This window comes from Natrinema sp. DC36 (assembly GCF_020405225.1).
GTDB lineage: Archaea > Halobacteriota > Halobacteria > Halobacteriales > Natrialbaceae > Natrinema.
Genome location: NZ_CP084472.1, coordinates 781,887 through 808,084 on the forward strand (window position 1 = coordinate 781,887; position 26,198 = coordinate 808,084).

The 26,198-nt window shown below is 55.8% G+C and carries 23 protein-coding genes and 1 pseudogene; 14 read left to right on the plus strand and 10 right to left on the minus strand.

What is annotated here, in order from left to right:
* Nucleotides 1-9: 9 nt before the first annotated feature.
* Nucleotides 10-246: a hypothetical protein gene (locus LDH74_RS04345; protein WP_226041308.1), complete on the minus strand. Its 237-nt coding sequence runs from the start codon at nt 244-246 to the stop codon at nt 10-12.
* 2,318 nt (nt 247-2,564) lie between these two features.
* On the opposite strand from LDH74_RS04345, the gene LDH74_RS04350 reads away from it, so the two are divergent.
* From LDH74_RS04350 to LDH74_RS04375, 6 genes are all read left to right on the plus strand, one after another.
* Nucleotides 2,565-3,533 (plus strand): hypothetical protein, encoded by a 969-nt coding sequence (locus LDH74_RS04350; protein WP_226041309.1) that lies wholly within the window; start codon nt 2,565-2,567, stop codon nt 3,531-3,533.
* A 374-nt stretch (nt 3,534-3,907) separates the two neighbouring features.
* Nucleotides 3,908-4,327 carry a hypothetical protein gene (locus LDH74_RS04355; protein WP_226041310.1) on the plus strand — a complete coding sequence of 140 codons (420 nt, stop codon included), beginning with the start codon at nt 3,908-3,910 and terminating at the stop codon, nt 4,325-4,327.
* Nucleotides 4,328-5,376: 1,049 nt separating this feature from the next.
* On the plus strand, nt 5,377-5,838 hold the full coding sequence (locus LDH74_RS04360) for a SocA family protein (RefSeq protein ID WP_226041311.1): 462 nt from the start codon (nt 5,377-5,379) through the stop codon (nt 5,836-5,838).
* Nucleotides 5,838-6,329 carry a hypothetical protein gene (locus tag LDH74_RS04365; RefSeq protein WP_226041312.1) on the plus strand — a complete coding sequence of 164 codons (492 nt, stop codon included), beginning with the start codon at nt 5,838-5,840 and terminating at the stop codon, nt 6,327-6,329. Before LDH74_RS04360 ends, LDH74_RS04365 begins: the two co-directional genes overlap by 1 nt.
* The gene (locus LDH74_RS04370; protein WP_226041313.1) at nt 6,292-7,548 is read left to right on the plus strand and encodes a hypothetical protein; all 1,257 of its coding nucleotides are present in this window, start codon (nt 6,292-6,294) and stop codon (nt 7,546-7,548) included. The genes LDH74_RS04365 and LDH74_RS04370 overlap by 38 nt, the downstream gene beginning before the upstream one ends.
* A gap of 2,345 nt (nt 7,549-9,893) precedes the next feature.
* On the plus strand, nt 9,894-10,382 hold the full coding sequence (locus LDH74_RS04375) for a hypothetical protein (protein WP_226041314.1): 489 nt from the start codon (nt 9,894-9,896) through the stop codon (nt 10,380-10,382).
* Nucleotides 10,383-10,444: 62 nt separating this feature from the next.
* Here the strand turns inward: LDH74_RS04375 and LDH74_RS04380 are convergent, their stop codons facing one another.
* The 3 genes and pseudogenes from LDH74_RS04380 to LDH74_RS04390 all read right to left on the minus strand — a co-directional run bounded on the left by LDH74_RS04380 (nt 10,445) and on the right by LDH74_RS04390 (nt 13,291).
* Complete coding sequence (locus LDH74_RS04380; protein WP_226042499.1) at nt 10,445-11,125, minus strand: site-specific integrase; 681 nt, start codon at nt 11,123-11,125, stop codon at nt 10,445-10,447.
* 60 nt (nt 11,126-11,185) lie between these two features.
* A pseudogene (locus LDH74_RS26630) lies at nt 11,186-11,641 on the minus strand (site-specific integrase); the annotation flags it as partial.
* A 165-nt stretch (nt 11,642-11,806) separates the two neighbouring features.
* Nucleotides 11,807-13,291, minus strand: coding sequence for a hypothetical protein (locus LDH74_RS04390; RefSeq protein ID WP_226041315.1), 1,485 nt, complete (start codon nt 13,289-13,291; stop codon nt 11,807-11,809).
* 270 nt (nt 13,292-13,561) lie between these two features.
* Here LDH74_RS04390 and LDH74_RS04395 point away from each other — a divergent pair, with 270 nt between their 5' ends.
* From LDH74_RS04395 to LDH74_RS04415, 5 genes are all read left to right on the plus strand, one after another.
* The gene (locus tag LDH74_RS04395; RefSeq protein ID WP_226041316.1) at nt 13,562-13,720 is read left to right on the plus strand and encodes a hypothetical protein; all 159 of its coding nucleotides are present in this window, start codon (nt 13,562-13,564) and stop codon (nt 13,718-13,720) included.
* Nucleotides 13,721-13,946: 226 nt separating this feature from the next.
* Nucleotides 13,947-14,087, plus strand: coding sequence for a hypothetical protein (locus LDH74_RS04400; protein ID WP_226041317.1), 141 nt, complete (start codon nt 13,947-13,949; stop codon nt 14,085-14,087).
* A gap of 192 nt (nt 14,088-14,279) precedes the next feature.
* The gene (locus LDH74_RS04405; protein WP_226041318.1) at nt 14,280-14,948 is read left to right on the plus strand and encodes a helix-turn-helix domain-containing protein; all 669 of its coding nucleotides are present in this window, start codon (nt 14,280-14,282) and stop codon (nt 14,946-14,948) included.
* A gap of 253 nt (nt 14,949-15,201) precedes the next feature.
* Nucleotides 15,202-15,966: an enoyl-CoA hydratase-related protein gene (locus LDH74_RS04410; RefSeq protein WP_226041319.1), complete on the plus strand. Its 765-nt coding sequence runs from the start codon at nt 15,202-15,204 to the stop codon at nt 15,964-15,966.
* A 113-nt stretch (nt 15,967-16,079) separates the two neighbouring features.
* Entirely contained in the window at nt 16,080-16,493 is a 414-nt protein-coding gene (locus LDH74_RS04415; protein WP_226041320.1) for a hypothetical protein, read from the plus strand.
* Nucleotides 16,494-16,649: 156 nt separating this feature from the next.
* Here LDH74_RS04415 and LDH74_RS04420 read toward each other — a convergent pair whose 3' ends face one another.
* From LDH74_RS04420 to pyrB, 4 genes are all read right to left on the minus strand, one after another.
* Nucleotides 16,650-18,008: a hypothetical protein gene (locus LDH74_RS04420; RefSeq protein ID WP_226041321.1), complete on the minus strand. Its 1,359-nt coding sequence runs from the start codon at nt 18,006-18,008 to the stop codon at nt 16,650-16,652.
* 303 nt (nt 18,009-18,311) lie between these two features.
* Complete coding sequence (locus tag LDH74_RS04425; protein ID WP_226041322.1) at nt 18,312-19,157, minus strand: hypothetical protein; 846 nt, start codon at nt 19,155-19,157, stop codon at nt 18,312-18,314.
* 323 nt (nt 19,158-19,480) lie between these two features.
* Complete coding sequence (gene pyrI, locus LDH74_RS04430) at nt 19,481-19,969, minus strand: aspartate carbamoyltransferase regulatory subunit (RefSeq protein ID WP_226041323.1); 489 nt, start codon at nt 19,967-19,969, stop codon at nt 19,481-19,483.
* On the minus strand, nt 19,962-20,906 hold the full coding sequence (gene pyrB, locus LDH74_RS04435; RefSeq protein ID WP_226041324.1) for an aspartate carbamoyltransferase: 945 nt from the start codon (nt 20,904-20,906) through the stop codon (nt 19,962-19,964). Before pyrB ends, pyrI begins: the two co-directional genes overlap by 8 nt.
* Nucleotides 20,907-21,138: 232 nt before the next feature.
* On the opposite strand from pyrB, the gene LDH74_RS04440 reads away from it, so the two are divergent.
* Complete coding sequence (locus LDH74_RS04440; protein WP_226041325.1) at nt 21,139-21,765, plus strand: ATPase domain-containing protein; 627 nt, start codon at nt 21,139-21,141, stop codon at nt 21,763-21,765.
* A 24-nt stretch (nt 21,766-21,789) separates the two neighbouring features.
* Here the strand turns inward: LDH74_RS04440 and LDH74_RS04445 are convergent, their stop codons facing one another.
* Nucleotides 21,790-22,782 (minus strand): hypothetical protein, encoded by a 993-nt coding sequence (locus LDH74_RS04445; RefSeq protein WP_226041326.1) that lies wholly within the window; start codon nt 22,780-22,782, stop codon nt 21,790-21,792.
* Nucleotides 22,783-22,885: 103 nt separating this feature from the next.
* Nucleotides 22,886-23,863: a peptidylprolyl isomerase gene (locus LDH74_RS04450; RefSeq protein ID WP_226041327.1), complete on the minus strand. Its 978-nt coding sequence runs from the start codon at nt 23,861-23,863 to the stop codon at nt 22,886-22,888.
* 88 nt (nt 23,864-23,951) lie between these two features.
* On the opposite strand from LDH74_RS04450, the gene cyaB reads away from it, so the two are divergent.
* Both cyaB and LDH74_RS04460 read left to right on the plus strand, forming a co-directional pair.
* Entirely contained in the window at nt 23,952-24,509 is a 558-nt protein-coding gene (cyaB, locus tag LDH74_RS04455; protein ID WP_226041328.1) for a class IV adenylate cyclase, read from the plus strand.
* Between the two features lie 80 nt (nt 24,510-24,589).
* Entirely contained in the window at nt 24,590-25,795 is a 1,206-nt protein-coding gene (locus LDH74_RS04460) for a methionine adenosyltransferase (RefSeq protein ID WP_226041329.1), read from the plus strand.
* The last annotated feature ends 403 nt before the right edge of the window (nt 25,796-26,198 follow it).

Below are 26,198 nucleotides of genomic sequence, written 5' to 3' on the forward strand. Positions count from 1 at the left end.
TTTTCTATTCTATTTCGCAATCTTCTCCGCATACTCTGGATCATTCTGATACTCTTCCTCAAACGCTTCCATCCCACGTTCGACGAGCTCGGCCACGCCTTCAGTCCACTTCGGCCCACCGTCAGAACGTTCGAGAGCCATCTCCTCAAGAATGTAGATCGCCAGTTCCTCTTTTGTCACATCAACTTTACGTGAGGGGCCGAAGTAGACCTCTACCCGGCGGTCGTCGTAATCATGCGGAGGCATTGAACGCGCACCTCCTGGGATTGTATACAATGCCGTTAGTGTTCTGTGGCGTGTGATCTACGAATAATGATATTGCTTGAGCACCCGGAATTCGGCCGGTGTAATTTAATTCCAGCCGGTAAAGGAGTTGATATCGCCCGAGATATCAACCTCGTGGTTCTCAACTACTCGTGATTGACGTTATTGACTTTCTAATCGCATTGATCGGCCAAATACCTAACGAGCTCTGTTTAATTTGAATTACCAAGTGAACGGCACCCCGTCATCTCTGGCATCTAAATGAATATCAAAAGAGGGAATTAGACCAGGAATGAGGTAGTTTATACAGGGGAGATACCGTCCTCTTTGCTCACCATGGGATTGTATCGGAATATCGGGGTATAGGCGTAATATTCCAGTTTCCGTTCAAACACCCATAATGTAGTTCCAAAATTTAGTATTTTTCGCGCACGAGTTCCCCCCTTCTTGATAGGAAGAAGTTTTCACCCGATATAAAAAATAGCGAGATGTTTGATATCTATCTAACTTAACCTCAGTGTACTTGACTGTGGGAGACGAGGTCGGCCTCGTCTGTCGGACAGTGTGATACGCCAGGTTCGTGAGGAATCATCATGGACGTTTTTGAATTTTCACAGATAGACGGCGTAATTTTGAAAGGTGCATGATACCGTTTATAACATACACAGCGACCGCAGTAGCACGATCCCGAACCGAAGGTTCGAAATCGGCTACAGACAGCATAGGTATTGGCCCTCAGAGGGTTGGACTGTTCCGCAAGACAGCACTGCGTTGAAGAGGAGTACGAATCCTCCTGGTCGATCATCATGGACCGGGCACCACAACTCGAGAGTGAATTCCACTACAGTAAGAATAGAAAGGGTGAAACTCTTGAGTCGAAGTAAGATCACCCGGGGGAGAAAAGCGTCGACGATCAAGGGGGAACGACGTTACTAGGGTGCGATCTAAGCTACCTCAGTCGATCACCACAACGTTTCGATTTCTTCTGAATGGGATTTCATTAGGGTATCTAGAACTCTTGTGAGAGAGTACAGAGCATCTTCTAAAAAGATAGGAAAGATATCGAAGGATATTAATGACCGATATTGACTAGAGACTGACTGTATAACCCCATAGAGAAAAAACCTGAGACCGAGAAAAGAGTTCAAATTAGAAGGTTATAATAGATAATATTGTTTTGTCTTTACGGCAAGAGAACACGGACAGGGGGTCTCTGATTATCACGCATTTGGCTTTGAATCATCTAGCGTGGTTTGATTTTCTTCACAACTACGCTAATCTCGAGATTACTCTTTTTGAACAAGTCAGTTGCATTCTTACAGAGTTGCTCTTCCACTCTATTCTATGCAGTTCGGGTGATCAGTCGGTAGAAAGGTTCTATCTGTAATACTCGGAACGCGGAACGTAGGTTAGCTATCGTTACATCTGTCACCCATAACCAAATCACTTATATCTATCGAGAAACTAGTTCTGTTGAGAGCGTTTTAGGCTGGTCGGCAGTAACGAAGATTACGTTGGAAAGTCGCATGCAAGCCTGATTCCGGCGCTACCCTAGTGTGGCTTAGTAGAGCGTCTGCTCTGTCTCTTTAAAAAGGGTTTTGTCACACAGAGCAAGTGCAGGTAGGGTCATGCGAGAATAATATGCAAACAAGTTCAGAAACCAACACAACCGTTACAACCGAGTGTGAATGTCCCGACTACCGTGAACCTGCACATCCCCCTGATGATGAGCGGGTGTCCTTCTATGCTCTAACTCACTCTGGTCAGAGCTCAGAGATACCAGAGAGATCAGATTACTGTTTCACTGGTGGACAATGGCAGACATGGGAGAATATGGGTCCGGACGCAGAGAATGTAAAATCCACTGCACGTACAACCTTCTATGCTAAGGATCTCCCTGAGAGATACTCCCATCGGACCCATAAGTTCGACCGTTTCTGGACCCTACAAATGGGGCGAGGGCATACCTGGGAAGACGATTCCGATAGGAAGTCAATCCGAGAGCGGGAAGACAATCTAAATCGATGTGATGCTATTTTACAGAACTGTGACGTTCCAAGATGGGCCCGAACAACTGCCTTATCGCGGGTTCACAGGACTAATCTAGTAGGTTTCAACCGGAATCATAAGGGTATTCATGGAGCATGTATCGCCTTCGCCTTACTGATTATGTGTGATAGCCCAGAAGAGGCTCAAGGAACTCGAGTCGCAAAACTGGCTACAACTGTACCAGTTCTAGATAGAGAAATAGTCGATATGGTGATCGATTATGCATTTCGGAAATATGGGGATGCAAATTAATGTCTTCTGAGAATGGACCGCAGAGACAACACGGATGGGGGTTAGTTCCTAAAGAACTCCGTGGACGAGATCAGTGGGTCGTTACGACGAACAAGGTACCCGTCATACCTGCAAAAGGATGGCAGAAATATGAGAATCAAATGGCCTTCCAGAAGGCATGTCGTCTGTCTAACCGTCAGAACGGTGAACCGGCATATGTACTTCTCCCAGATGATCCATTCGTCATAATCGACTTCGATGATATAGGACCTCCAAAACCAACAAAGGTCAGTGACGAGGTGGCTGAAATCGTTAAACGACTCAACACCTATGTAGAAGCCAGCCGTTCCCAGACTGGGCTCCATCTAGTGTGTAAAGGTACACGTCTTCCTGATCGAAATGAAAAAGCTGAACTCAAGGATAGGGGGACAATCGAAGTGTATGACTCAGGGCAATATGTAGTCCTAACTGGAAATCAGCTAGACCCATATGATTCAGTCAGGTGTTTCAACCAAGGAAGTACCAACGAGTGCAATCCACTCATCGACCTCCAGCGCACGTATCTTCCTGAACAAACTGAATCGGTCAATACGAATAAAGAATACAGCGATTACGAGCTTAGTAGCGCATCTGATAGATCACTAAATCTCACTTCTAAGGATATCAGAAGAACTCTGGAAGAGTATACAAAGGATGGTAGTTCAAAAGCAGAGCGAGCTCTCAGTCGATGGAATTCACCAGCAGAATCCGCCTATAGGTTTCCAACGGCCTCAGAGGCAGATCTCGCCTTCGTCTCTGATCTCGCGTTCTGGTGTCAGGAAGACGCTCAGCTAATGGAGGACTGTTTCCGCTCATCACAACGGATGCGCTCAAAGTGGGATATAGTCCACTACAGTGATGGACGAACTTACGGTGAAGGAACTATTCAAACGGCCATCCGATCAAACTATGATATCTTTTCTGGTCATCATGTAACGATCTCTGATTAATAACAGCGGTTGGTGATACGATTACTTTATTTAGAATTGGGTACAGAACTGAAACGTCTGGCTCTGTTGGAATCATATTATTCATAGTATTTTATCGTGAACCATATGCCCACTTCATGTGCGGACTGACAGCTATTACTTCTATCAGCTGTCAGTGATGATGACAAAGCCGTGCTGAATACAGTGCGCGAATGTGGCACTCGGTAGAGCGCGATCTACGTGAAGGGTCGAACGCTCAGTATAGGTGAGACACATATCCTTCGGTAGAGAATCAAAGAATAATAGGGTAGCTGACAGACTATGTATGTACGTTCATTCTCATCTCTGAGGCAGGTTTGGAAAGTTTTTTGCTGATGACAACACAATCATATCTAATGGCCATTAATCGCCGTACGTTTCTTTCTGTGTTCGGCTCCTTTCCCTCCATATTTGTTGCTGGGTGCCTGAATGGGGAATCAGGGGAGGATGAAAGCGAATGTTTCAGGGAAAAATGGCCAGTCGTTCTATACAATGAATCGGCAAAAACAAAATCGATAGAGGTCACGATTACCGATGATGAGAACCAGATTGTGTTCTCAGATACTATCAAAGTGGCTCCCGATACGGACACGAGTACGGGTGTTGAGCTTGACCTAGAGGTTTCCTACGACCAATCCTACACATTTGAGGCTGGCCTCCCCAGAAGAGCGGATGCAATCAAAGAAACAGTAGTTAATTGTGGTAATGTATATATTTTCGTCACCGGATCTGGAGAGGTAATCATACGAGACGACGATCTCAAAGGAGACATGTGATGGCACGTTCAGTCCGCGCGTCCCTCTACCGAATCACCGTTCTTGTTTACAGTTATTCCCGAGCAGAATACCGCGCTCAGTACAGGAGGTATAGTTATCAAGGTAAGACTCAGCCTCTCCGGATGTCGTCTGGAATGATTTGCTGACTAAAGAAGTTCTGTCGGTCAACACTCCTGTTGGTTTTCAATCAGACTGCCTCTGATTTCCGTCTGCAAGTAATGCGAAAGCTAACGATCCATATCCGATGGCAAGTGGAATTAATTTGATTCGATAGGAACAAGAAAATGTGCAGGGTTCCGGCTGAGTGTCCACGAGTAGGGTCGGGCCAACCATTCCTGCGTCAATGGCGAATTTGATATGCCGCCAATGCTCGTAGTTTTCGGGTATTCGACACCCTCCGCCGAGACATGCGAGGAATAACGTCATAGCGCCCCAGAGGAGGAAGACCGTTCCAATAGTGGCTCTCCATGGGCGAGTCGAGAGCCACCCAACATAGGAGCCGACAAGAAGGAGAAGCCCCGGCCCAATCACATAATTATACATATCCCATCCATTCACATCGCCAAAGAAAGGAAACGGAAATAAAGAATTGAGGACCATCGTGGTGATAATGCCCGTGAGGAGGATCCAAAGAGCAAGAATCCGGACAAAATCACTCTGAAACCTGTGTAGGTGCCGAGTCGCAGTCATATATGTATATCAATCTGGAATAATAATATCTCTTTGGTAGGATCAGAGGTGACTTTGTCCATCACGAAATACGCAACTGTAGTGGACGGATAGTTCACCAGCCTCGTCGTGAAATAAACTCGGTTGCCGTGCTGTACTCATCCTCTGTATCTTGCAGACCGCTTCTGACAACAGATCGGTATTTCGTTGAGTCTTTGCAAGATACAGGGCGCGAATGTAGCACAGACTGAGAGACGGTCTGCGAAGGATAGTGATCGGTGAGTACAAGACGGATTTATGGAAACGCTCAAGAAACAGGGCACTGTGGTCAAACCCAGACCCATATGCCACGAATCGACCAAATAGACCGACGGACAGATGTGGTATTCATTCTTTTCCACCACGCGGGGTCGATTCAAGGCGTCACAAAGCTCCAGAAGCTCCTTTTTCTCGTCGAGGAGGAGACTGAGTTCTTCGAAAAGTATGGCCCCGAACTAGCTTTCGAGTTCACTGCTCACAAAATGGGGCCGTTCTCGAAGCACGTTTATGAGGAAATCCGCTTCCTCCAGCAGCTAAAAGCGATTGAGACTGAGCCAATGGCAGGCGATTCCGACGGCGAAGAGTTTACAAACAAGGTATTTTATATCACTCCGAAGGGAGAGAAAATCGCATCCCAACTGTCAAACCAACTTGACGCTGAGTACGATGAGGAACTCAGAGCGTTAGTTGAGAAATATAACCCGATGGAGTTGCGAGAATTGCTCCGATACGTATACGAGGAATACCCTGCATTCACAACGGAGTCAGAGATTAAAGACGAAATATTGGTGGAGACCGCATAATGAGCACGGAAGACCTGATTCAAACAATTCAAGCTGAGGAAAGTAAGGCAACGACCAGTGCTGGGGACGATTTTTATATTCCAGAGAAATACCAGTTGGGTATCTTGACAGACTATCTCACAACCCACGACCTTGAGTACACTACTGAGGGACGCGTGTTTTGTTATCCTATTGATATTCTATGCGCTCGCAGAGAGACAACTGTCGCAATTGAGATGAAATCGGATAAGGTGAGCAGGGGAATTGAGCAAGCATGGCGAAACACGGATTTTGTCGACTTCTCCTACCTTGCTGTGTGGGAAGAACGAGTGACTGATTCCCTCGTGGAGAGAGTTGAAGAGACGCCAGTCGGCTTGTTTTCAATCTCAGAGAACGTTAATCAGGTTTGTGCACCCCAAAAAACGGGGGAACAGTTATGTAGCCGGGATATAGTGTTCAATTTGATAGAAGATAATGTTCGAGACGACACTCCGATACAACAGTCTGAATAACAAGCATGCCGTTGAGGGAGAGTATCCACGGTACGACTCGCTCATCATCGACGGAAAGATGCTTGCTTATTCTAAGAAGGCACTCCCCCAATTCATCCAAAACCTGAATCAGGAACGAAGCCTAGACTACTATGTTGAGCCGATAATCTCGGACTTCAGGTCAGGGGACGACTTCAGATATCCTGACGGAACAATCCGAGGATGGTACGATAGCTACGTAAACGAACTGGGAGATCCTCTGAAGCAAGCCCTGTTCGATTTCGATAACGTGAATCCTCGTCACTTAGACGAGGAGATTATTCGCGGAATTAGCAGGTCAGTCGTACTCTATCAGGAAAATTTTGTTCCAAACCAGCTGAAAGAGGAGTCAGGAAAGTACGAAGAGGTCGATCCGGATGAGGTAATGCCAAAAGCTGTCATCCCATGGCATCACCGGATTAACGAAAAATCGGATCTAGGACCCAACAGAACAATTCTTGACACCACGAAAGCAGAAGCTATGCTTTCTCTCAAACCCTGTATCCACACAACCAAGTCGTTCATCCGAGATCGTTCACATAGAACGAGCCTAGTTGAGCTGGTGAAGGATTATGATGTTGACGAGTGCTTCTTATTGATTGAGGAACTCGGGAAACACAACACATACGAGAGCACCTACAAGGATGTTATCGACCTCGTCTACGATATTTCAGAGGCAGGTGTCAAACCTCACTTCTATTACGGAGACTACTTCTCCAATCTGCTATCCTACTTCGGCTTAGGTGGGACAACATACGGCGTCATGTATGGTGAAGAGTACACTGAAACCACAGAGTACACTGATCAGGGCGGGATGCTTCTTCGATATTATGTGGACCAAATCAAAGATTTCCTTAAGGTCCCCGCCGCAGTCGAGTTAATGAAACGAACAGACTCCGCGATGTGTAAATGCGATATTTGCCAACGTCATTTCGACGACTGGGACGATACCGTAGCACACCAAGAAAGCGATGATCCCCTCATGAATCATCTTCAGAAACACTACATAGAACGGAGATGGCGTCATGCACGTCAGGTAGAAATCAAATCGTTCGAGACAATCATATCGAAACTGGAGTCTGATCGCCAAGAGTATGTTTATCCGTATACCAACGCTCGACAAATCAGTCCAAACAAGGACTTTGATTATCTCCCCCGGTGGATTAATGCTGTTAAGGAACGTTCAGAGCTTGTGAACTAATACACCAAAAATTATGTCTCAATTATAATATTGTTTTAACACACTAATCATTCCGTGTATTACTACAGTACTGATTGTGAGGTTTAGGTATTTTTAAATAAAGACATGGATTTCAGTAGCTAACTCATATTTATCGCTACGAGCGAAATGGGGCTAGAGCCTCTCTACCGACCAATTACCCGAACCGCATAGTATAGAGTGAAGAAGTAACTTAGAATAGTAAGACTGTTCCTTCTAATGAATAAGAATCAATACCCTTTTCTAACTAAACAGCTCCGTGAATGTCAAACTCACCATCAGCCAATTAGCTAAGTTCTGCTATCCCAGAGAGAATAGGTCTAATACAAAACAACCCCAACCGTGTTCTCTTTGCTGGCGGTTCTAAGTTAACGTTGCAAGAATTGAGAGATAGAACCTCGAGTCGGATTGAGCTCACTCAAGAAGGAAGATGTCCACGATCTGGTCAGAGGGGATCTCAGTCGGGAGGAACGACGTCAGAGGCCCTGCTGTTCGTTAGGAGGCAACCACTGTCTGCTGTAGCCTTCTTCACTACAACACTGCAGTGCTGTTACCCACAACAAGACCCCAATCCTTAGTGCTGTTAGGGACGTCTCATCTTCGATGTGACGGCCCATAGTTGTGCTGTAGCTGTCGTTGTGATATAAAACAGACAGCTGTATGTTTCAAAACTACACTCTTCGTTAACTTGTAGTAGAAGCAAACCACTGTTTGTTTCAAACGAACCCTATCCCCTGTAGACCCCTTTCCCTACTCAGGGGGAGGGGGTATTCCTGAGGAGAGAAGTCGACCTCCTTCTCTCGAGCTATGTCGGGGATCCGCTCTATCGATGCGCGCTGGGATCCAATCGTAGCCGGCTCACAGGCGACTCAGCGCATTCAGTGGGGCGCTGAATGGTTCGCCATTCCGATCTCGAGGAATCGGTTCAGAGGCAACTGTTGAACTTCTCGAGGGACGGCACTACTGTAGGTTTAGAAAAATTCGAATTAACCTAAATGAATATCCTATTAGAAGGAATAGGAGACGACCTGTGCGATTTCAGTTTCGATACGATGGAAACCATTCAGACGAAGTTGAAAACGATCTGAATCGACGTGGTCCCTGTCAGAATCGATTGTAGCTACTGCTGGGATCCCCCAGTCGTTACGAACAGGGACTGAACCCGCAGTTGGGGCAAAGGGTACATCCGCCGTTTAAAATCATAAAGTCGTTACCATATTCGGGACAACCGTCGGTTTTGTTAGTCATAAACATGTGACTTGTTTTAGTCAATAACCTCGAGTGTCTGAGATAACTATCAGATTGATTAGTAAGGTTTGAAACGAACTTTTTTCTGATATATCCACCGGCCGACCTTCGTCGACGAAAGGATTCAGGATTCATTATAAAACACACTATATTATGAAAACCAACATCCGAAAGAGGAGTAAACTGCTCAAGACAAATGCTGGGGAGATCGATATAGCCCCAACAGGTCCCTTATCGGTTTAGTAGACCATTTGCTGAGACAGTGTCCCGGTTGTGTCTACTGTCGATGTCGTCCTGAGTTACCGTCTTCGAAATTACTTCCCACCCCTACTGCTGTCTAAGCGACGACATTTACACTTGGATGCCCGCCGTGATCGTCGACATGACAGCTCCCGATAGAATCTCCACCTTTGTCCAAGCCATCTGATCCTCAACTATTGTAATTGGGACAACATCGACATTAGCCTACTTGGCGAGATTCCGACACTCATTACCTAGGCAGGTTTTGTCCTGTTCGGTCCATGTGGAGATTCCTGTTATCATCTCGAATCGGTATCAGAAGTAATTCAAGTAAGCTTATAGATTGGAATAGCATGAAGCGCTATATTTGCCCAATCGATGGCTGCACATCAACATTCGATGACCCAGAGTCACTCGCCGGTCACGTCGCTAGTAAAGCTCCAGACGATGAAGATCACTGGCAACAGCGAGAGTCACCTAATCACAAGCTTGAATGGTATGAGGAGAACTGTGAGGATGAGAATCAAAATACACTATTCTGAATGTTACGGACTAAAGATATTTCTGGGAACGTAGTTGCTTACATGTTCTCAAAACAATATTGATAGAGTCCCTCAATATGGGTTGAGACGCTATCTGTGCGATTAAGACTCATGGTACCTGAAATTTGGCTAGCAGCATAATTCCAAACAGTAGTAACAATACCTCTGCTGGTTCTATCTAAACAGATCTTGTTCAATAGAAATACCCCTTCGATACGTCTTCAATGTTGTTAACAAAATATATTATTACGCCACTGAGGATGCATAACTAATGGAAACAAGGAAGATAGTAGATGTATGGGAGATGATTACCCACATATACGGTCCAACCACAAAATGATACAGAAGAAACTCAAAGAACGCCTTTGCGACTATGTTGAGGTGTATTATGAGAATCCATCTACCGTCTCCGTTGGTACTGAGCGTTGGATAAGCCCACCCCAATCTGGAAAAAGGAGAAAAATAGATGTTGTGATCGACATAAAAGATACGGTATCTGAAGATCTAAAAGGCATAGCATTTGAAATAAAATCGCAATCGTCTTCGGGAATGCAGAAAGAAGCTATCAACCAATTATATGATTATTCAATTGCAGGCTATTCTCACGTTCTTGTCGCACCTAAATGGTTATATCTAAGGGAGACTAGATATAATCCATCACTAGAATGGACTATTAAACCAATCAAAGCAAGTTATCTCGAAATCATTGACGATGATCCATATAGATTTGCCCTTCAAGAGGATAGGATTTCTGTCGAGAATAGCTTAGCAGAGTTCTTTGTATAACATATGCCTCAATTCCATTATCACCTCCAGTAATAAGACTTGGAACTACTGGTCAATGAGTATTAGATATTATCTAGATATTCCCGTCGTTGCGACATTTTCTCTTTTTCAGTCATCTCGTTGTAGTGTTTGTCCATTACATCGGGACTCACATCACTTCGTCCCGAGACTACTTCTTTTGGAACATCATTTCGTATCATATGTGTTATTGACCCACGTCGGAACGCGTGAGGACTGACAGCATCGTCGCATTTGTGGATTCGCTCGTAACTGTGCTCGTTAACATCACAGGAGCAGTCGTCTCCGAGGAACTGTGGCGATGACACTAAATACACGTTTTTCCGGATATTGGAGCGACTGATACGACCATAGTTGGTGGCAACGAGAGGTGTCCGTCCATACTCATCGTTGGTCCTGGGATGACGATGCTCGATCCAGTCTTCAATCACGTGAGTTGTATCTTCCGAGAGTGCCACGGAACGCTCTCCACTCTGCCCGTTCTTCAGTGGTGTACCATACTCATCCCGGTGTTTGAGCTCGAGGTAGCCATCCTTGAGACTGACATCGTCTACGTCGAGCGAGCGTAGGGACCCCATCCGCATTGCAGTACGCCAGAGTAGGAGGACGATGACGTGCCTTAGGCTAGCGTAATCGAATCGGTCGAGTTTCTCGAGTATACGCTGAACGTGTTCCTCTTCAATCTGTACTGATCGGACACCATCTCCATTCCGTAACTCAGGCATATCCACCTTCTCGTGGAGATTAGGGTGTACTGCGTCGATTGACTCCCAGAACTTGATCGCTTGTTTGAGGGTAGAGAGCTGAGTCCGAACGGAAACTCGATTCAGTTCGCCATCCTGTTTTCTCCATTGTTGAAATTCGAATAGCTTCCGTCCGTTGAGTTCATTAAGGTTATTAATGGACTGTTCGTCACACCAACGAACGAAATGTTTGAGTCGGAGTCTATGGGCATTGTGTGTTGACTTTGCAACATTATTTTGACGCTGCTTGAGATACATCTGGACTGCGTGTTCTGGTTCGAGTGGTTCTAATTTTGTCATTTGTCCGCCTCTAGATGCCAGGTGTCGACGGAAAGTTGCCCACTGGTTGAGGGGAAGTGAGTTGATAGTCCGGCAGGACAGGCCCTTAATCAGACGGTCCGTGTCTCCTTTGCGTGTTCGCGCGTAAGCGCTAACCGCAAAGACTGCTGGTTCGGCGTCCCGGGAGCTACTGCACCCCGGCACCGCAACCAGAATCATCTCGCGCCCGGCCCGCTTCTCGCCGCGAGCGAATTCGCAAATGGCAAAACCGATCCTCAATCGAGACGGAGATGGATCTCAGCCAGTAACGGAGCGAAACTCCTCCGAGCACTCGAGCCAGAAGTAAGTCGAACCACCCGATATAACGCGACGCGAGCCGCCGCGTTACCGAGTGTCTCGAACCCCGTCGGGGAACTCGTTGTTCGCGAGGGAGACGGAACCGGAGTCGCTGATGATGGTCAGGGAGTTACTGTCCGTCAGGGAATTGGCGTAACAGTTCTCGATCGCCACGTCATCCGCACCGTGGACGACGATCGGCGTGTGCGTCGTCGTGAATTCCGAGTCGACGAGGGTCGCGTTGTCGCCCCGCAGCTCGAGGCCGCGTCGCTTGTTGGGGCCGCGCTGTTCGACCGAGAGCCCGTCGAACCGACAGCCGTTTCGCTCACAGAGGATCGCGTGGCGCATCGTCGATCCGTCCGCGTCGCCGGTGATTCGAACGTCTTGCAGGTCGACCGCTCCGGCGTCCTGCCCGCGGATCTGAACCGCGTTTGCGCTCCCGTTGATCTCGATGTCGACGTCTTGGATCGCCGTCGCTCCCGCCTTGGGGTCGATCCGGATCCCGTTGCTCGAACCGTCGGCGACGGAAATCTCCGAACCCGTGATCGAGGTGGTGTCGACGCTGTTCATGATTTTGATCGCGTCACCGTTCGGCTTGGGGACGTCGATACTGACGCCCTCGAGTGCGAACTGGTCCCCGCGATCGAGACGAATCGCGTGCTGACCGTTCGAGTCGTGCGGATTCTCGTCGACGACGATGGTCGCGTCCCTGATCGTGCCCGTCGCGCCGCCGAGGCGGATCGAGGCGGTCGCGCTGTTCTGGAATCGGCCGCCGTCGACGTCGACTCGACCGGTTTCGCTCGAGGCGTACAGTCCGTTGTCCGGAAAGCCGCCGAGCACGCAGTCGTCGAACACGAGCGTTCCGCGGTGATTTTGGTCGGCCGCGATTCCGGTCGGTCCGCGCCACAGGTTCCCCGCGTTCGGCGTGTCGTCGACGTGATCGGCGCCGTCGGCCGCACAGAAGCGCTCGACGAGACCGCGCCCGTCGGGGTCGGTGATGTTGAACAGCCCCGGCCCCCACGTCCCGCTGTCGTGGACGCCGCGGACGAAGACGTTCCGCACGACGAGACCGTCCTCGATCTGGGCACTGAGGACGCGGATCCCCGTGTTCGACGCCGTCTGGTCGATGTCGAATCCCTCGAAGCGGAGCGTCCGTCCGGGGGTGTCGCTCGTTCCCATCCGGAACAGGCGATACTGCGGGCCATCGAACTCGTGGTAGGGCGCCGGGACCAGCGTCGCGTCCTCGCCGACGAACCCGACGTTTTCGAACCCGGTGAGCCGCAGTTGCTCGTCCATGTAGTACCGCCCCGGCGGGAATGTGAGGAGCGTATCGTCATCGACGTGTTCGCGCAAGACGGGCGTGATAGACTCGTCGCCCTCGTTGTCTGCGCCGGCCTCGACCACGTCGACGACGGTCCCGTATTGTTGTTCGGTCTGTTCCCCGCTCTGCGCTCCCGCCACCCCGGCAACTGAGAGCGTCGAACCCAGTCCGACGACACAGCCTTTCAGATACGATCGCCGACCGAACCGCATAGTTCGTGAGTCGTTTGAAGTCACGACTCCCCCTCAGAAACGGTGCCTATTACGTATAATCGAGGTAATTCAATCCGAACCCGTTGAAATGATTGAACGGTCGGTCAAACCGTTCCTGACGGGCTCTCGAGCAGGTACAAGCGGAATCAGCTCGCCGGCCGTTCGAGTCCTTAGCAGCGAGTTAAGCGATTGCACTGACTGACTCGACAGGCGAAACAGTTTCGCTCGCCCGGAGGATCGTCGCTGCGTTTCAAACGACCGACGTAGAAGGTGTGCACCCCGACGCTCGAGCGACCCCGTCCGCCGACACCGTCACGTGAGGGGCTTGCGTTCGAGCGAACCGGTCACGCGAGGGTTCGTCTCGAGTCCGACGCCGAAGCCGTCGCCGACGACCTCGCGGTCGACCGGATCCGCGTCGAACTGTTCTGACGAAACGACTCGTCGGTTCGAACAGCGACGTGCCAACAGCGCGGGTGATCGAAGGGGGCGTCTGCCCAGCCACGACGACCGGTTCGGGTCGGCTCCGAGAAACCGTCGAGCGGTGCTCGCCGCGGGCAGTCAGGTCAGCGTCATCCTGGTCTAGCCGTTCGTTGCCATACCGTTTCTCGTCGTTTTTGCTCGCGCGCAAACCCATCGCCGCCGGAATCGTTCCAACGTGGTGCTGCCGCTGGGCCGGACGATCAACGAGTTCGGTGCGCTGATGGTCGCGTACACACCGCGAATCACGGTGACGGAAATCCGCGTCTCGGCACTCGCGAGCGAGGCTGATGCGATGTTCCGATCGCGCTCGCTCTGATCACGGTCGTGGTCACCGTCACCGTCCAACTGCTGATCGGAACGGTACGACATGCTCATTCGCCGTCTCTGCGACGCTGTCGCGCTTCTAATCTCGCGAACCAATCAGGCAGAGTGATAGTCACTCTAATCTCTTCTAAGTGCTTTGGAAGTGGGGTTATGGATGTCCTCGTTCTATTTACGGGTGAGACTCATGACATCTATCGCAGACATCGAGATTCCGGCAGACGGAACCGGAACCGGCGAGCTGTTCGAGTCCGTTCCCTCACTCACGTGCGAGATGGAGCGAGTGATCGCCTCGAGCGGTCACGGCCTCTGGCTCTCCGGCCCATCACAGTCGGAGGTCGAGGACGCACTCGACGAGGCGGGCGCCATCGGGACGTACTCCCAGATCAGTAGCGACGAGGACCGCTGGCTCTACGACATCGAGTTCGAACCCAACACGGTCGACCCCTTCGAGATCGTCCTCGAGGAGGGCGGGACGGTACTGAGCGCTTCGGCGTCCAACGGCACGTGGCTGCTCAGCGTCCGCGTGGTCGACCGCGAGAGCGTCAGTTCACTGTACGACCGTCTCGACGACAACGACGTGACGCCGACGATCGTCCGACTCTTCGATCTGGCCGAGGAAAGCCACTCCCAGTGTGGCCTGACGGCCCGCCAGTACGAGACGCTGGTCGCGGCGATCGATCACGGCTACTTCGAAATTCCGCGCGAGGTCTCGATGCAGGAACTATCCGAGGAACTGGGAATCTCCCATCAGGCGCTCTCGGAGCGTCTACGCCGAGCTTACCGCGCGCTCGTCACGTCCGAACTCAACGTGACCGAAGAGGACGCCGCCGCACCGGCGATTCCGACGAACTGAACGCGCTCGTCTCTATAGTAGCCGCTGATACGATTTGCACACTGATCGCAACGCTATCGTTCGATTAGGCGCGCAGTGACTTTCAGCGGTTACTAGAGGTGGTCCCGTCCGACGACCGACTCGATGTTTTTACCGGCTGTCCACCGACCGAGAGTGCCCTCCGAGTTGAATACGCACCTTGAGGCGGACACAGTACTGACGGTGCGTGCGGAGACCACCTACCATTACTATCCTCGCACACGACATGTAGGGCATGAAGATCAACAGCGACGGCGGTGTGTTACGACTGACGTTCGACCGCCCGGATGCGCTCAACGCACTCACGACGGAGACCGCGGACGAACTGGCCGACGCGATCGAAGGGGCTACTCCGGAGACCGACGACGTGATCGTCATCACCGGCGCGGGCGACGCATTCAGCGCCGGCGGCGACCTCGAGTCGCTGGCGGAGACGCCCGAATCGTCCACGGCCGCCTACGAGGAGGTCACCGAAACCTTCGGCCGCGTCGTCGAGGCGATGCTCGAATGCCCGGTGCCGATCGTCGCGAAGGTCAACGGCGACGCCATCGGCGCGGGGCTCTCGATCGTCGCGCTCGCGGACATCGCCTACGCCGCCGCCGACGCGACGTTCTCGTGTGCGTTCGTCAGGGTCGGCCTGGTTCCCGACACCGGCGGGACCGTCATGCTCCCCCGCATCGTGGGGCTCCGAGCGGCAAAGCAACTCGCTTTCACCGGCGAGTTCTTTGACGCCGAACGCGCGGCCGACCTCGAGCTGGTCAACGAGGCGGTCCCCGCCGCGGAGCTCGACGATCGGGTCGCAGAGACGGTCGACGGCCTCGCGAACGGGCCCACGGCCACGATCGGTATGATGAAACAGGCGATGCACGAGAACCTAGGTCGGTCGTGGGACGACGCGCTGGACTACGAGAACCTGCTGCAGGCTCAGGCCCGCACGTCGGCCGCTCACGAGGAGGGCGTGACCGCCTTCCTCGAGGATCGGGAACCGGAGTTCGAGTAATCGAACCGGACTCGCGTTCGTCCGACTATCCGTCTCGCAACCCGAAACGCGTCCGGTCGCAAGCGTCCGCAAGCACCACGACCTTGCACAAATCTATCCTTCGTCAAAACGCAATGTCCCCACAGATTACCGAAGATGACGTTGGCAAGTCCGTCGTCAACGCAGACGGTGACGAGGTCGGAATGATCACTACCGTCGAGCACGGTACAGCCCACGTCGAACCGGACCCCGGAATCACGGACTCGATCAAGGCCACACTCGGCTGGGGCGATAGCGGTGAAGATACGTACCCGCTGCAAGAGGAGGCGATCGGTCGCGTGACAGACGACGAAATCCGCCTCGAGCGAGACCTCTCCGGTGCCAACACGACCGGCGATATGGATACCGGAACGACCGGAACCGGCACCGGAACGACGGACGATCGCGGTATCGATCGGGACGAAAACGATATTAGCGGCAGCGACGACGAGGGCGTGATACGAGACGACGACGATGACGACCTCCTCGGCAACGACAACACCCGATAATACCGTTCCTCGGGTTCCTTCGGATCGACCGTCCCGGCTGCAACACGATCGTCGTTTTTTCGTCCCGTTACCGCCGCGGGGTCCGTGGAGCCTGATTCACCTCGAAAAACGTCTCGAGCCGCATGTCACCGAAGGGTCCGGGTTCGGTTGCCCTCGCTACTCTTCATCGATACCGTGCTCCTCGTCGGCGTCCTCCTCGGGTGCGGCCGATCGCGCGGATCGGTCCGCCGAGCGATCCGTTTCGTTCGTCTCATCGGTCTCGTCGGTCACGTTCGGTTCGTCGCGATCGGGCTCGCGGACCGCGTCCGTTTCGGAACTGCGCGGAGACGGTGGCCCGCGCTGGGCCGACTGTCCTTGCTGCCCTCGATCCGTCGAGGAGTGCCGTTCGCCCTGTCCCCGCCGGTCGGGATCGATCGGCTGTGAGTACTGCTCTCGCAAGCGGCCCTGGCCGGTCTGCATGGGCGACTGTCGTTGCCGTGCCGACTGTCCGCGTTCCCGGTCGGGGAGCCCCTGTTCATTGCGTTGGGTCGGGCCACCGTGCTGGGCTCGCTCCTGTCCCTGCCGCGTTTCGGTCCCCCGGTGTTGCTGCGTTTCAGGCCGTTGGCGGGGCCCCTGTGTCTGACGATCTTGCTGGTGGCCCTGTCCGAACTGCTGAAACTCGGACTGCCTCGAGTGGCTCGGCTCAGTCGTCATCGGCTGCTGCTGGGAGCCGGTCGCACCGGCCGATTCACCGCCGTATTCCCCCGGCGAGATCCACTCGCCGGTCTGTGTGTACTGTTGGGACTGCTGAGACTGCTGGGGCTGCTGAGACTGAGAGCGGTCGCTCGTCTCTTGTTGATCTCCCCCCGTCCCCTGCTGTTGATTCGGCTGCATTCCTTGTTGATGGCCTTGCTGCATCCCTTGTCGTTGACCCGGCTGCATCCCTCGTTGTTGACCCATCGACGTTTCGGGTTGCTGATCGATTCCCTGCCGATCCGTCGCACCCTGCGCGCTCGTTGACTGTCCCGTCTGCTGGCTTCCAGTCGACTGGCGCTGCAGTCCCTGGGTCGAGGGGTGGCTTCCTCGAGCCTGGGGTGGCTGGGATTCCATCCGGCCGCGCGTTCCGTACTGAGCGCTCTCCCGTTGGTCCTGTCGTCCGCGGTCAGTGAACTGTCCGCCCATCTGCTCGCGCTGGCCCCCCATTTGCTCTCGCTGATTCATCTGGGGTTGGGAAACGGCCTCGAAACCCTGTTCCATGACCCGCTCCATCTCGGGCATTACGGCCTCCATTCCCTGCAGATAGCGCTCCATCATCGACTCCGTGAACTGCTGGCCGGGCGTGTTCTGCAGCATCGACCGCGTCATCTCGAGCCCCTGTTTCTGTGCGGTCTCTTGCCACTCGAGCGCGCTGAGCGTCATGCGGGCCATGTTCCGCTGGAGCTCGATCAGTTGCTCCATCGCCTGCTGGCTCTGGTCCATCGTTGATTCCGCCATCTGCGGTGTGTCCGTCGACTGCTGGGATTGGTTCTGTCGCATAGTAGTCACCTGAGGACCTGCGGTCGCCGCCGTGATCCGCGGCCACGACTGAGCGCGACCGAGACGCAAATAAAGGGCCGCGTCGGTTCCGTCCAGAACACGACGTAACTGCTCGTAACCCGGACGACCGCGAGCCGTAACTACTCGTAACCCGGGCGAACGCGAATAAACTGGAATACGTGCGGGACAGGTCCTCGCCGTCGAACCGTTTCGAGAATGCGCTGTCGGGCGAATTTTACACCGATACCGACTGAGAGAAGGCAGTAATAGTCGCTTGGGACCGACAGTGGACGCCGACCGCGGTCAGGACTCCGGGCCGGAATCCGGTTCGCCGTGGGTCACGCCCTCGCGTTCGTCGGCCTGCATCCGCCGCAGGGCCGCTCGTCCGTTGCTCGCCTCGTAGCCGAAGAAGACCCCGTTGGCGTACTCCTCGGCGACCTCGGTCGCGTGGATCAGGTTGTCGACATCGACGTTTACCGCGTACAACTCGATATTAAACGGCGTCTCGAGTGCGCTCTCGAATCCCTTTGCGATGGTCTCGAGCCAGTAGGTCGTCCCGTAGGCCGTGTCGTACAGCGGGACGACGAACTCGTCGACGTACTCCTCGACGGCCGCGAGGTCGATGCCGGCGCGCTCGCGGAGGTGGCCGGGATAGGGATCGGGATAGAGCGTCATGTAGACCGTCCCGGGGATGTGTTCGACCGCTTCTTCGACGAATTCGGTGATGACGCTGGCTCGCCACTCCACGCGGTCGTCGTATTCGCTCGCTTCGAACTCCTGCTCGCAGACGCCGCAGTGACAGTACTCCGCGCGGGGGAAGCCGATGTCGTCGAGGCGGACGTCCTCGTTTTCGGCGGCGCAGTCGTCGATAATCTCGAACAGGCCCTCCCGGTAGTCCTCGCGGGACGGACAGATGTAGGCCCAGTCGAAGTACTCTCGCTCCCGGTCGGCGGGTCGGCCCATGTCGTCGACGGGGAGCAGCGACGGATCGGCGTCGGCGGCGGCGTTGTCGCCGAAACAGGAGACCATGTTTACCCCGTCGGCGATCGGTTCGGCGGACCGGCCGGTCACGTCTTTGACCTCGTAGAAGCCGCGGTCGAACTCCGGCCACCGTACTTCTTCGGCGTTACGGGTGACGACGCCGTACATAACTCGGAGTACGCCGCCATCCCCGTAAGCCGTTCGGAATCGGATCTATTCTTCGGTCGGTTCGTAGTCGACTTCGACGTCCGACGAGCCGCTGAAGGCGACCTTGTAGAGGACGGCGATGACGAACAGGGCGAGTACGACTTTGACGGTACGTGACATGTACAGCGAGTAATACGGGCGGCAAATACTTAGATATTCTGGATGGTCATCCCGTCCAGAGAATCGACGCCGAGCGCCACGTCGCTCAGACGGACTGGTGCCCGTCGGTCGTCGCACCCGCAGGATGGTCACAGTCGCGCCGGAAACCCGGGAAGCAATCCATCTCAGGTGTCGATCAACGACGCGATCTCGTCGCGAACGATCGTCTCGCAGTACGAACAGCGCACGCCGTCCTCGAGCACCGAAAACCGCGAGGTGACGGGCTCGTCGCCGGTCGTGATACAGCCGGCGTTCGGACAGGAGAGCACGCCCTCGACGACGTCGGGTCGTTCGACGCGGTGTTTCTCCACGACGTCGAAGCCCCGGACGATGTTGATCGTCGCGTCGGGCGCGATCAGCGAGAGCACGTCGACTTCGTCCTGGCTCAGTTCGCGGCCTTCGACCTTGACGATGTCCTTGCGCGCGAGGCGATCCGAGGGGACGTTCATCCCGACGGAGACCTCCTCGCCGTTGGTGCCGTCGATACCGAGGATGGCGAGGACGTTCAGCGCCTGGCCCCCGTGCACGTGATCGATAACGGTTCCGTCGCGGATTTTGCTGACCCGCAGTTCGTGATCGTCGTTGCCGTCGTGGTGGTCGTGACCGTTACTCATCGCCGTCACCTCGAATTCCCGCGTCGTCGCTCAAGAGAAGATCCAGCAGCGCCATTCGGATCGGGACCCCGTTGTGCGCCTGTTCGAAGTACGCCGCGTGATCGCTCTCGTCGATCTCGGGCGCGATCTCGTCGACCCGGGGTAGCGGATGCATCACCGTCAGATCGTCGCTCGCGGCCTCGAGCGTCTCGGCGTCGATCTGGTACTCGCCGGCGACCTGCTGGTACTCGTTCTCGTCGGGGAAGCGCTCGCGCTGGATCCGCGTGACGTAGAGGACGTCCAGCGAGGGCAGGATCCCCTCGAGGGCGTCGTGTTCTCGAATGCCGGTCCCGTCCTGTTGCTGGTGGAGGTCGTAGACGACCTCCCGCGGTAGCTGTAGACTCTCCGGGCTGATGAAGTGCTGGCGGGTATCGAAGTTCGTCAGCGCGTAGGCCAGCGAGTGGACGGTCCGACCGTACTTCAGATCGCCCATGATGCCGATGGTCAGGTCGTCGAGTCCGGCGTTCTCCCGGATCGTGTAGAGATCGAGCAGCGTCTGGGTCGGGTGGTGACCCGCGCCGTCGCCCGCGTTCACCAGCGGGACGTCGACGAACTCGCTCGCCATCGTCGCCGATCCCTGCTTGGGATGGCGCACGACGAGCGCGTCGGCGTACCCCTCGATGACGCGGACGGTGTCGGCGAGGGTCTCTCCCTTCGTCACGCTCGAGGACTCGACCGAGCCCATGTCGACGACGTCGCCGCCGAGTCGCTTCATCGCGGTCTCGAAGCTCATCTTCGTCCGCGTGCTCGGCTCGAAGAAGAGCAGGCCGAGCAACGTCCCCGCCTGACGGTCCGCGACGGTCGACGGGTCGGCGTCGATCTCGGCCGCGTAGTCGAGAACGGTCTCGATGTCCGCCCGTGAGAGTTGTTTGCTCGTGATGAGGTGATCGTGGCGCATTCGTTCGTGTAGGCTGTGGCGGTCCCCTTGAATCTCCCCATTCGACGCCGCCCGCACCGCGTCGGTTCTCGTCGGACCGCCCCGGCACGTCGGTCCTCGGCGGGCCGTTACTGTTACGTTAGTTCTCTGCAGGCCGTATCCGCTTGCGTTTCCGAGAGCCGACGACGACTCGAGCGGGCGGCCCCCGAGGGCAAAGAGTTATACAGACACTACAGTAATTGGTCACAATTGTATGGTCGGTCGGCTAGATACCGGAATTGACGTACTCGATCGAAAGCTCGACGGCGGACTCCCCCCGGGATGTCTCGTCGCGTACACCGCCGAGCCGGCCAGCCAGTCCGAACTCCTCCTTTACGAACTGACGGCCGCACGCGGAACCCTCTACCTCTCGACCGAACGCTCCGACGACGCCGTCCGCCACGCCATCGAGTCCTCCCCGTCGTCCGTCGGCAGCCCGACCGTCAGACACGTCACCAGCGACACCCCGATCGAGGAGGCGACGCGACTGATCGGTGCGCTGCCTGACGGAGCCAACCTCATCATCGACACGATGGACGTCCTGGAGCGGCGCGACACCGAGGAGTACGTCGCCTTTCTCAACGAACTCAAAGCCACGATGCTCGAGACCGGAAGCATCGCTGTCTTGCACTGTCTGAAAGGAGCGGAGGAACCCGCGAACCGTGCACGGACCATCCACGCCGTCGACGCCGTCTTCGATCTGCGGACCAAGATCACCGGCAGCGAACTCGAAAACCATCTCACGGTTCCCAAGTTCCGCGGCGGCAGCCAGCCGACCGAAGCGATCAAGCTCGAACTCACGGAGGAAGTCGCGATCGACACCAGCCGCGATATCGCGTGAGATCGCCGCCGTTCCCCCCTTCGGTCACGGTTCCTGCTCGGGAGTCGTAAACGGCGTGATCGCGGCGGTGCGCTCGGTGACCGTCGCCGTTCGCAGGATGTACGCGAACAGCAACGCGAGGGGGAAGACGCCCACTGCGACGGTCGTCGGAAAGAGGACCACACGAACCGATTCCCCGAAGGGAGGCCCCGCCGCGGTCAGGACGAACAGCGCGGCGATGGCGGTGCCGACGGCGGGGACACCCGCGTAGAGCAGGTATCGCGAGAGCCGGGAGAGTTCGACCTGCAGGTACATCGATTTGAAGTACTGACGGGCGACGTCCATCTCCCGCAACCGATCGCGAACGTCGCTGATCGCCTCGTCCACCGCCGCGGGGATGTCGTCCCCGTGCGTTCGCTGGACCGCCTCGAGCCGCTGTATCTCGTGTGCGAAATTCGTCTCGAGCATCATCGAGAGCGTGTTGAAGATACCGTCCGCGGACGCCTCGATGTAGGCGTCGATTCGATCGAACTCGTCCGTGATCTCCGTCGTGATCTCGTCGATCTCGTCCCGAGCATCCGCCGGCACCGAGCCGACGGACAGTCCGCCGAGCCGCTGGGCGTCTCGGCGCGTGCTCTCGGCGACGAGTCGGAGAAACCCGGCCGGTTCGGCCGGTGCGGTTCGGTTCGTGACCGCTTCGACTTCCTCGCGGAAGTCGATCGTCCGCTCGATCTCCGACTCGAGTTGACCCGGCGTTCGGAGCTCTCGCGAGAGCACCAGCTGATTGATCGAGACGACGACGGTTATCAGCGTGAAGTTCCCCGAGATCAGCCCGCTGAAGACGTACAACAGCGGTTGCGTGTCCACCAACGGTGCGACGCCGCTGATCGACAGCATCAGATACGACGTCCCGAGCGCGGCCGAGAGGACGGCGGCGATCGCGAAGCGGTTCCCGGTGAGTAACACCCACCGAATCGGCTGCCCAACGCCGGTTCCCGATTTCGACCCTCCGCGGTCGTCGCTCGTCGCATCGTCCATCGTGGCCGGTCGGGTCTACGTTCCCGCACGCGAAAAAGGCGAGACGCGCACGTCCGTGGTCGTCGTCAGCGATCCACAGAACGGTCACGATCGCAGGGTGGTGTTACTCTTCCGCGCCTTCGAGCTCTTCGACGATCTCGTCAGCGTCGACGTCGGCGTCCTCGAGCGCTTCCTCGATGTCGCCGCCGCCCATACCGCCCATGCCGCCCATCATCCCGCCCATGCCCATGCCGCCCATCCCGTCGATGACTTCCTGGACGATGACGCGGTCGACGCCGACCTTCTCGATGATGTCCTGACCGATCTGCTGTTTGCCCATCATCCACTGCTGGTTCATCGTCATCTGGGGCGTGGCCTCGAGGTAGAGCGTCTCCTTTTCGACGGTTTCGGTCTCGAACTCGGGTTCTGCAGGTTCGTCATCATCGTCCGCGTCCTCGTCGGGCTCGACGGGAACCTCTTCCTCGACTTCGTCCGTGTCGATCCAGAGTTCGGGCTCCATCCCGAGGTACATCTCGAACAGGCCGGCGGCCTGCTGTTCGCGGTCGTCGACCTCCTCGGTGACGGTGTACTCGTACTCGACGTCCTCGCCGGCCAGCGGGTGGTTGAAGTCGACGCGGGCGCGGCCGCCGATGATCGTGCTGATGTAGCCCTGCTGGCCGTCGATCTGCACGTTCGCGCCGGGGTAGCGGTCGTCCTCGTCGATCTTCTCGGCGCTGACGGTCTGGACATCGTCCGGGTCGTACTCGCCGAAGGCGTCCTCGGCGGGAACGGTCACGGTGCCGGAGTCGCCGGGTTCGGAGCCGACGATCCCCTGTTCGACGGCCTCGAAGATGTGGCCCTCGCCCAGCACGATCGTTCGCGGCTTGAACTCCTGGCCCTCCTGGTCGACGCCCTCTTCCTCGGCGACCTCGGGGTCGGTCGTGTCGACTAGCTGTTCGTCTTCGACGGTGTACGCGGTGTATTCGAGTTCGACGAAGTCGCCCTCCTGAAGCCCCTCGGCTTCGTCGGCGGCTTCTTCGGCTGCTTCTTCGTCGACGTCATCGGCCTGCTCCTCGAGCTCGGCCTCTTGATCCTCAGTCATACGTTGTACGTCCGGCCGTCTACATTTAAGTACGACGTTTTCGGGCGAGAGCGACCGATACTTACGACCGCCGTCCCTCCCCCCGCCCATGTACGAGGTCGAAGTGAAGGTCCCCGCCGATCTCGAGGCCGTCCGCGACCGTCTCGAGGCCCTCGAGGCGACGCCTCGCGGTGCCGTCGTCCAGGTCGACACCTACTACGACGCGCCCCACCGCGAGTTCGCCGAGACCGACGAGGCGCTACGGATCCGCTCGGAACGACCCGAGGACGCTCCCGACGAAACCCGCGTCACCTACAAGGGGCCGCTCGTCGACGACGAGTCCAAGACCCGCGAGGAGGCCGAGACGAGCGTCGCGGACCGCGAGACGATGGACGCGATTCTAGCGAACCTCGGCTTCGAACCCGCCGCGACCGTTCGCAAGGACCGAGAGCGATTCACGCTCGAGGGCTACACGGTCACCCTCGATTCGGTCGACGACGTCGGCGAGTACGTCGAGGTCGAGACCGACGTCGACGGGGAGGCCGAACTCGAGGCGGCTCGCGAGGGCGCATACGACGTGCTCGAGCGACTGGGTCTCGATCCCGACGACCAGCTCAGAACCTCGTATCTCGGCCTCCTGCTCGAGTCCGAAGCGACTGGCAGTTGACAGCCCCATTACCTGCAAGCATTTTCTGGTACGTGTCTGTTTCCGCAAGTTATACGAACTCGCTCCGTCAACTTCCGTCAATGAGTGAGCGGAACATCCGGATCGAGTCTATCGAGCGGCAAGCGGTCGAGGACCAGGAAGTCGAAATCGTCGAACGAAAGGGAATCGGACACCCCGACTCCATCTGTGACGGGATCGCCGAGAGCGTCGCCGGGGCGCTCGCACGCGAGTATCTTGACCGCGTCGGCGAAGTGCTCCACTTCAACACCGACGAGACACAACTCGTCGCCGGCGAGGCGGCACCCGCCTTCGGCGGGGGCGAGGTCGTCGATCCCATCTACCTGCTGATCGTCGGCCGCGCGACAAAACACTACGAGGGACAGACGATCCCCGCCGAGACGATCGCGCTGCGGGCCGCCCGCGAGTACCTCGAGGAAAACATTCCCCAGTTGACCGTCGGTGAGGACGTCGTCGTCGACGTGAAACTCGGCGAAGGCAGCGGCGACTTACAGGAGGTCTTCGGGGAGGACGAAGTGAGCGTCCCGATGGCCAACGACACGAGTTTCGGCGTCGGCCACGCGCCGCTGACCGAAACGGAGGAGATCGTCCTCGAGGCCGAGCGACGACTGAACGGCGAGTACGCGGCCGAGAATCCGGCGCTCGGTCCGGACGTGAAGATCATGGGCAAGCGCGAGGGCGAGGAGATCGACGTCACCGTCGCCGCGGCGATGGTCGACGAGTACATCCCGAACATGGACGGCTACGTCGAGGCCGTCGAGTCCGTCCGGGAGTTCGTCGACGGCGTCGCGCGCGAGCACACGGACCGCGCGGTCAACGTCCACGTCAATACGGCCGACGACTACGAGGAGGGCTCGATCTACCTCACCGTCACCGGCACCTCCGCCGAGCAGGGCGACGACGGCTCCGTGGGCCGGGGCAATCGCGCGAACGGTCTCATCACGCCCAACCGCTCGATGTCGATGGAAGCGACCAGCGGGAAGAACCCGGTCAACCACATCGGGAAGATCTACAACCTGCTCTCGACGCAGATCGCCGAGGAGGTCGTCGGTAACGTCGACGGGATCCGCGACCTGCGCGTGCGCCTTCTCTCCCAGATCGGTCGCCCCATCGACCAGCCACACGTCGCCGACGTGCACGTCGTCACGGACGACGGCGTCTCGGTCTCGGACGTCGAGGCCGACGTCGAAGCGATCGTCGACCGAGAGCTCGCGGACGTCACCGAGATCACCCGCAGCGTGATCGAGGGCGAGCTCACGACGTTCTAAGAATTCCCTCCTCTCGCCGAGCGTGTAATTTAGAGCTGTCATTCAGATACACTTTCATCTATCCGATGGAACGTACCGATGATGGCTTCAGACGAATCGGTAGAGTCGATAACTGAAAACGATTTACCTCGAGACGAGGCGTCCCTCGCTGCGGTACTCTTTCAGTCGATTCTTGGCGTTTTCGGTGTATTCCTCGGATTCGTGATGACCGCTGGTAGCGCTTTGAGTGCTGGAGGGACGATACACATGCTGTTTCTTCTGCTAGGAGTGGGTCTCCTCGTCAGTTCTGCGTACGTGTTATATCATACCGGAGCGAGTGTATACCAACTTCGCTGATAGATCACTAACTGGGTTAGGACCGTGAGACGGTGCGGTGATACCGCCTATTCGAGAGCGTACCGTC

What these genes read in the sequence shown, in the direction of transcription:
- LDH74_RS04345 (WP_226041308.1), bottom strand. Translation starts at nt 246, where the DNA reads ATGCCTCCGCATGATTACGACGACCGCCGGGTAGAGGTCTACTTCGGC.
- LDH74_RS04350 (WP_226041309.1), top strand. Translation starts at nt 2,565, where the DNA reads ATGTCTTCTGAGAATGGACCGCAGAGACAACACGGATGGGGGTTAGTT.
- LDH74_RS04355 (WP_226041310.1), top strand. Translation starts at nt 3,908, where the DNA reads ATGGCCATTAATCGCCGTACGTTTCTTTCTGTGTTCGGCTCCTTTCCC.
- LDH74_RS04365 (WP_226041312.1), top strand. Translation starts at nt 5,838, where the DNA reads ATGAGCACGGAAGACCTGATTCAAACAATTCAAGCTGAGGAAAGTAAG.
- LDH74_RS04370 (WP_226041313.1), top strand. Translation starts at nt 6,292, where the DNA reads ATGTTCGAGACGACACTCCGATACAACAGTCTGAATAACAAGCATGCC.
- LDH74_RS04375 (WP_226041314.1), top strand. Translation starts at nt 9,894, where the DNA reads ATGGGAGATGATTACCCACATATACGGTCCAACCACAAAATGATACAG.
- LDH74_RS04380 (WP_226042499.1), bottom strand. Translation starts at nt 11,125, where the DNA reads ATGCCTGAGTTACGGAATGGAGATGGTGTCCGATCAGTACAGATTGAA.
- LDH74_RS04390 (WP_226041315.1), bottom strand. Translation starts at nt 13,291, where the DNA reads ATGCGGTTCGGTCGGCGATCGTATCTGAAAGGCTGTGTCGTCGGACTG.
- LDH74_RS04405 (WP_226041318.1), top strand. Translation starts at nt 14,280, where the DNA reads ATGACATCTATCGCAGACATCGAGATTCCGGCAGACGGAACCGGAACC.
- LDH74_RS04410 (WP_226041319.1), top strand. Translation starts at nt 15,202, where the DNA reads ATGAAGATCAACAGCGACGGCGGTGTGTTACGACTGACGTTCGACCGC.
- LDH74_RS04415 (WP_226041320.1), top strand. Translation starts at nt 16,080, where the DNA reads ATGTCCCCACAGATTACCGAAGATGACGTTGGCAAGTCCGTCGTCAAC.
- LDH74_RS04420 (WP_226041321.1), bottom strand. Translation starts at nt 18,008, where the DNA reads ATGCGACAGAACCAATCCCAGCAGTCGACGGACACACCGCAGATGGCG.
- LDH74_RS04425 (WP_226041322.1), bottom strand. Translation starts at nt 19,157, where the DNA reads ATGTACGGCGTCGTCACCCGTAACGCCGAAGAAGTACGGTGGCCGGAG.
- pyrI (WP_226041323.1), bottom strand. Translation starts at nt 19,969, where the DNA reads ATGAGTAACGGTCACGACCACCACGACGGCAACGACGATCACGAACTG.
- pyrB (WP_226041324.1), bottom strand. Translation starts at nt 20,906, where the DNA reads ATGCGCCACGATCACCTCATCACGAGCAAACAACTCTCACGGGCGGAC.
- LDH74_RS04440 (WP_226041325.1), top strand. Translation starts at nt 21,139, where the DNA reads ATGGTCGGTCGGCTAGATACCGGAATTGACGTACTCGATCGAAAGCTC.
- LDH74_RS04445 (WP_226041326.1), bottom strand. Translation starts at nt 22,782, where the DNA reads ATGGACGATGCGACGAGCGACGACCGCGGAGGGTCGAAATCGGGAACC.
- LDH74_RS04450 (WP_226041327.1), bottom strand. Translation starts at nt 23,863, where the DNA reads ATGACTGAGGATCAAGAGGCCGAGCTCGAGGAGCAGGCCGATGACGTC.
- cyaB (WP_226041328.1), top strand. Translation starts at nt 23,952, where the DNA reads ATGTACGAGGTCGAAGTGAAGGTCCCCGCCGATCTCGAGGCCGTCCGC.
- LDH74_RS04460 (WP_226041329.1), top strand. Translation starts at nt 24,590, where the DNA reads ATGAGTGAGCGGAACATCCGGATCGAGTCTATCGAGCGGCAAGCGGTC.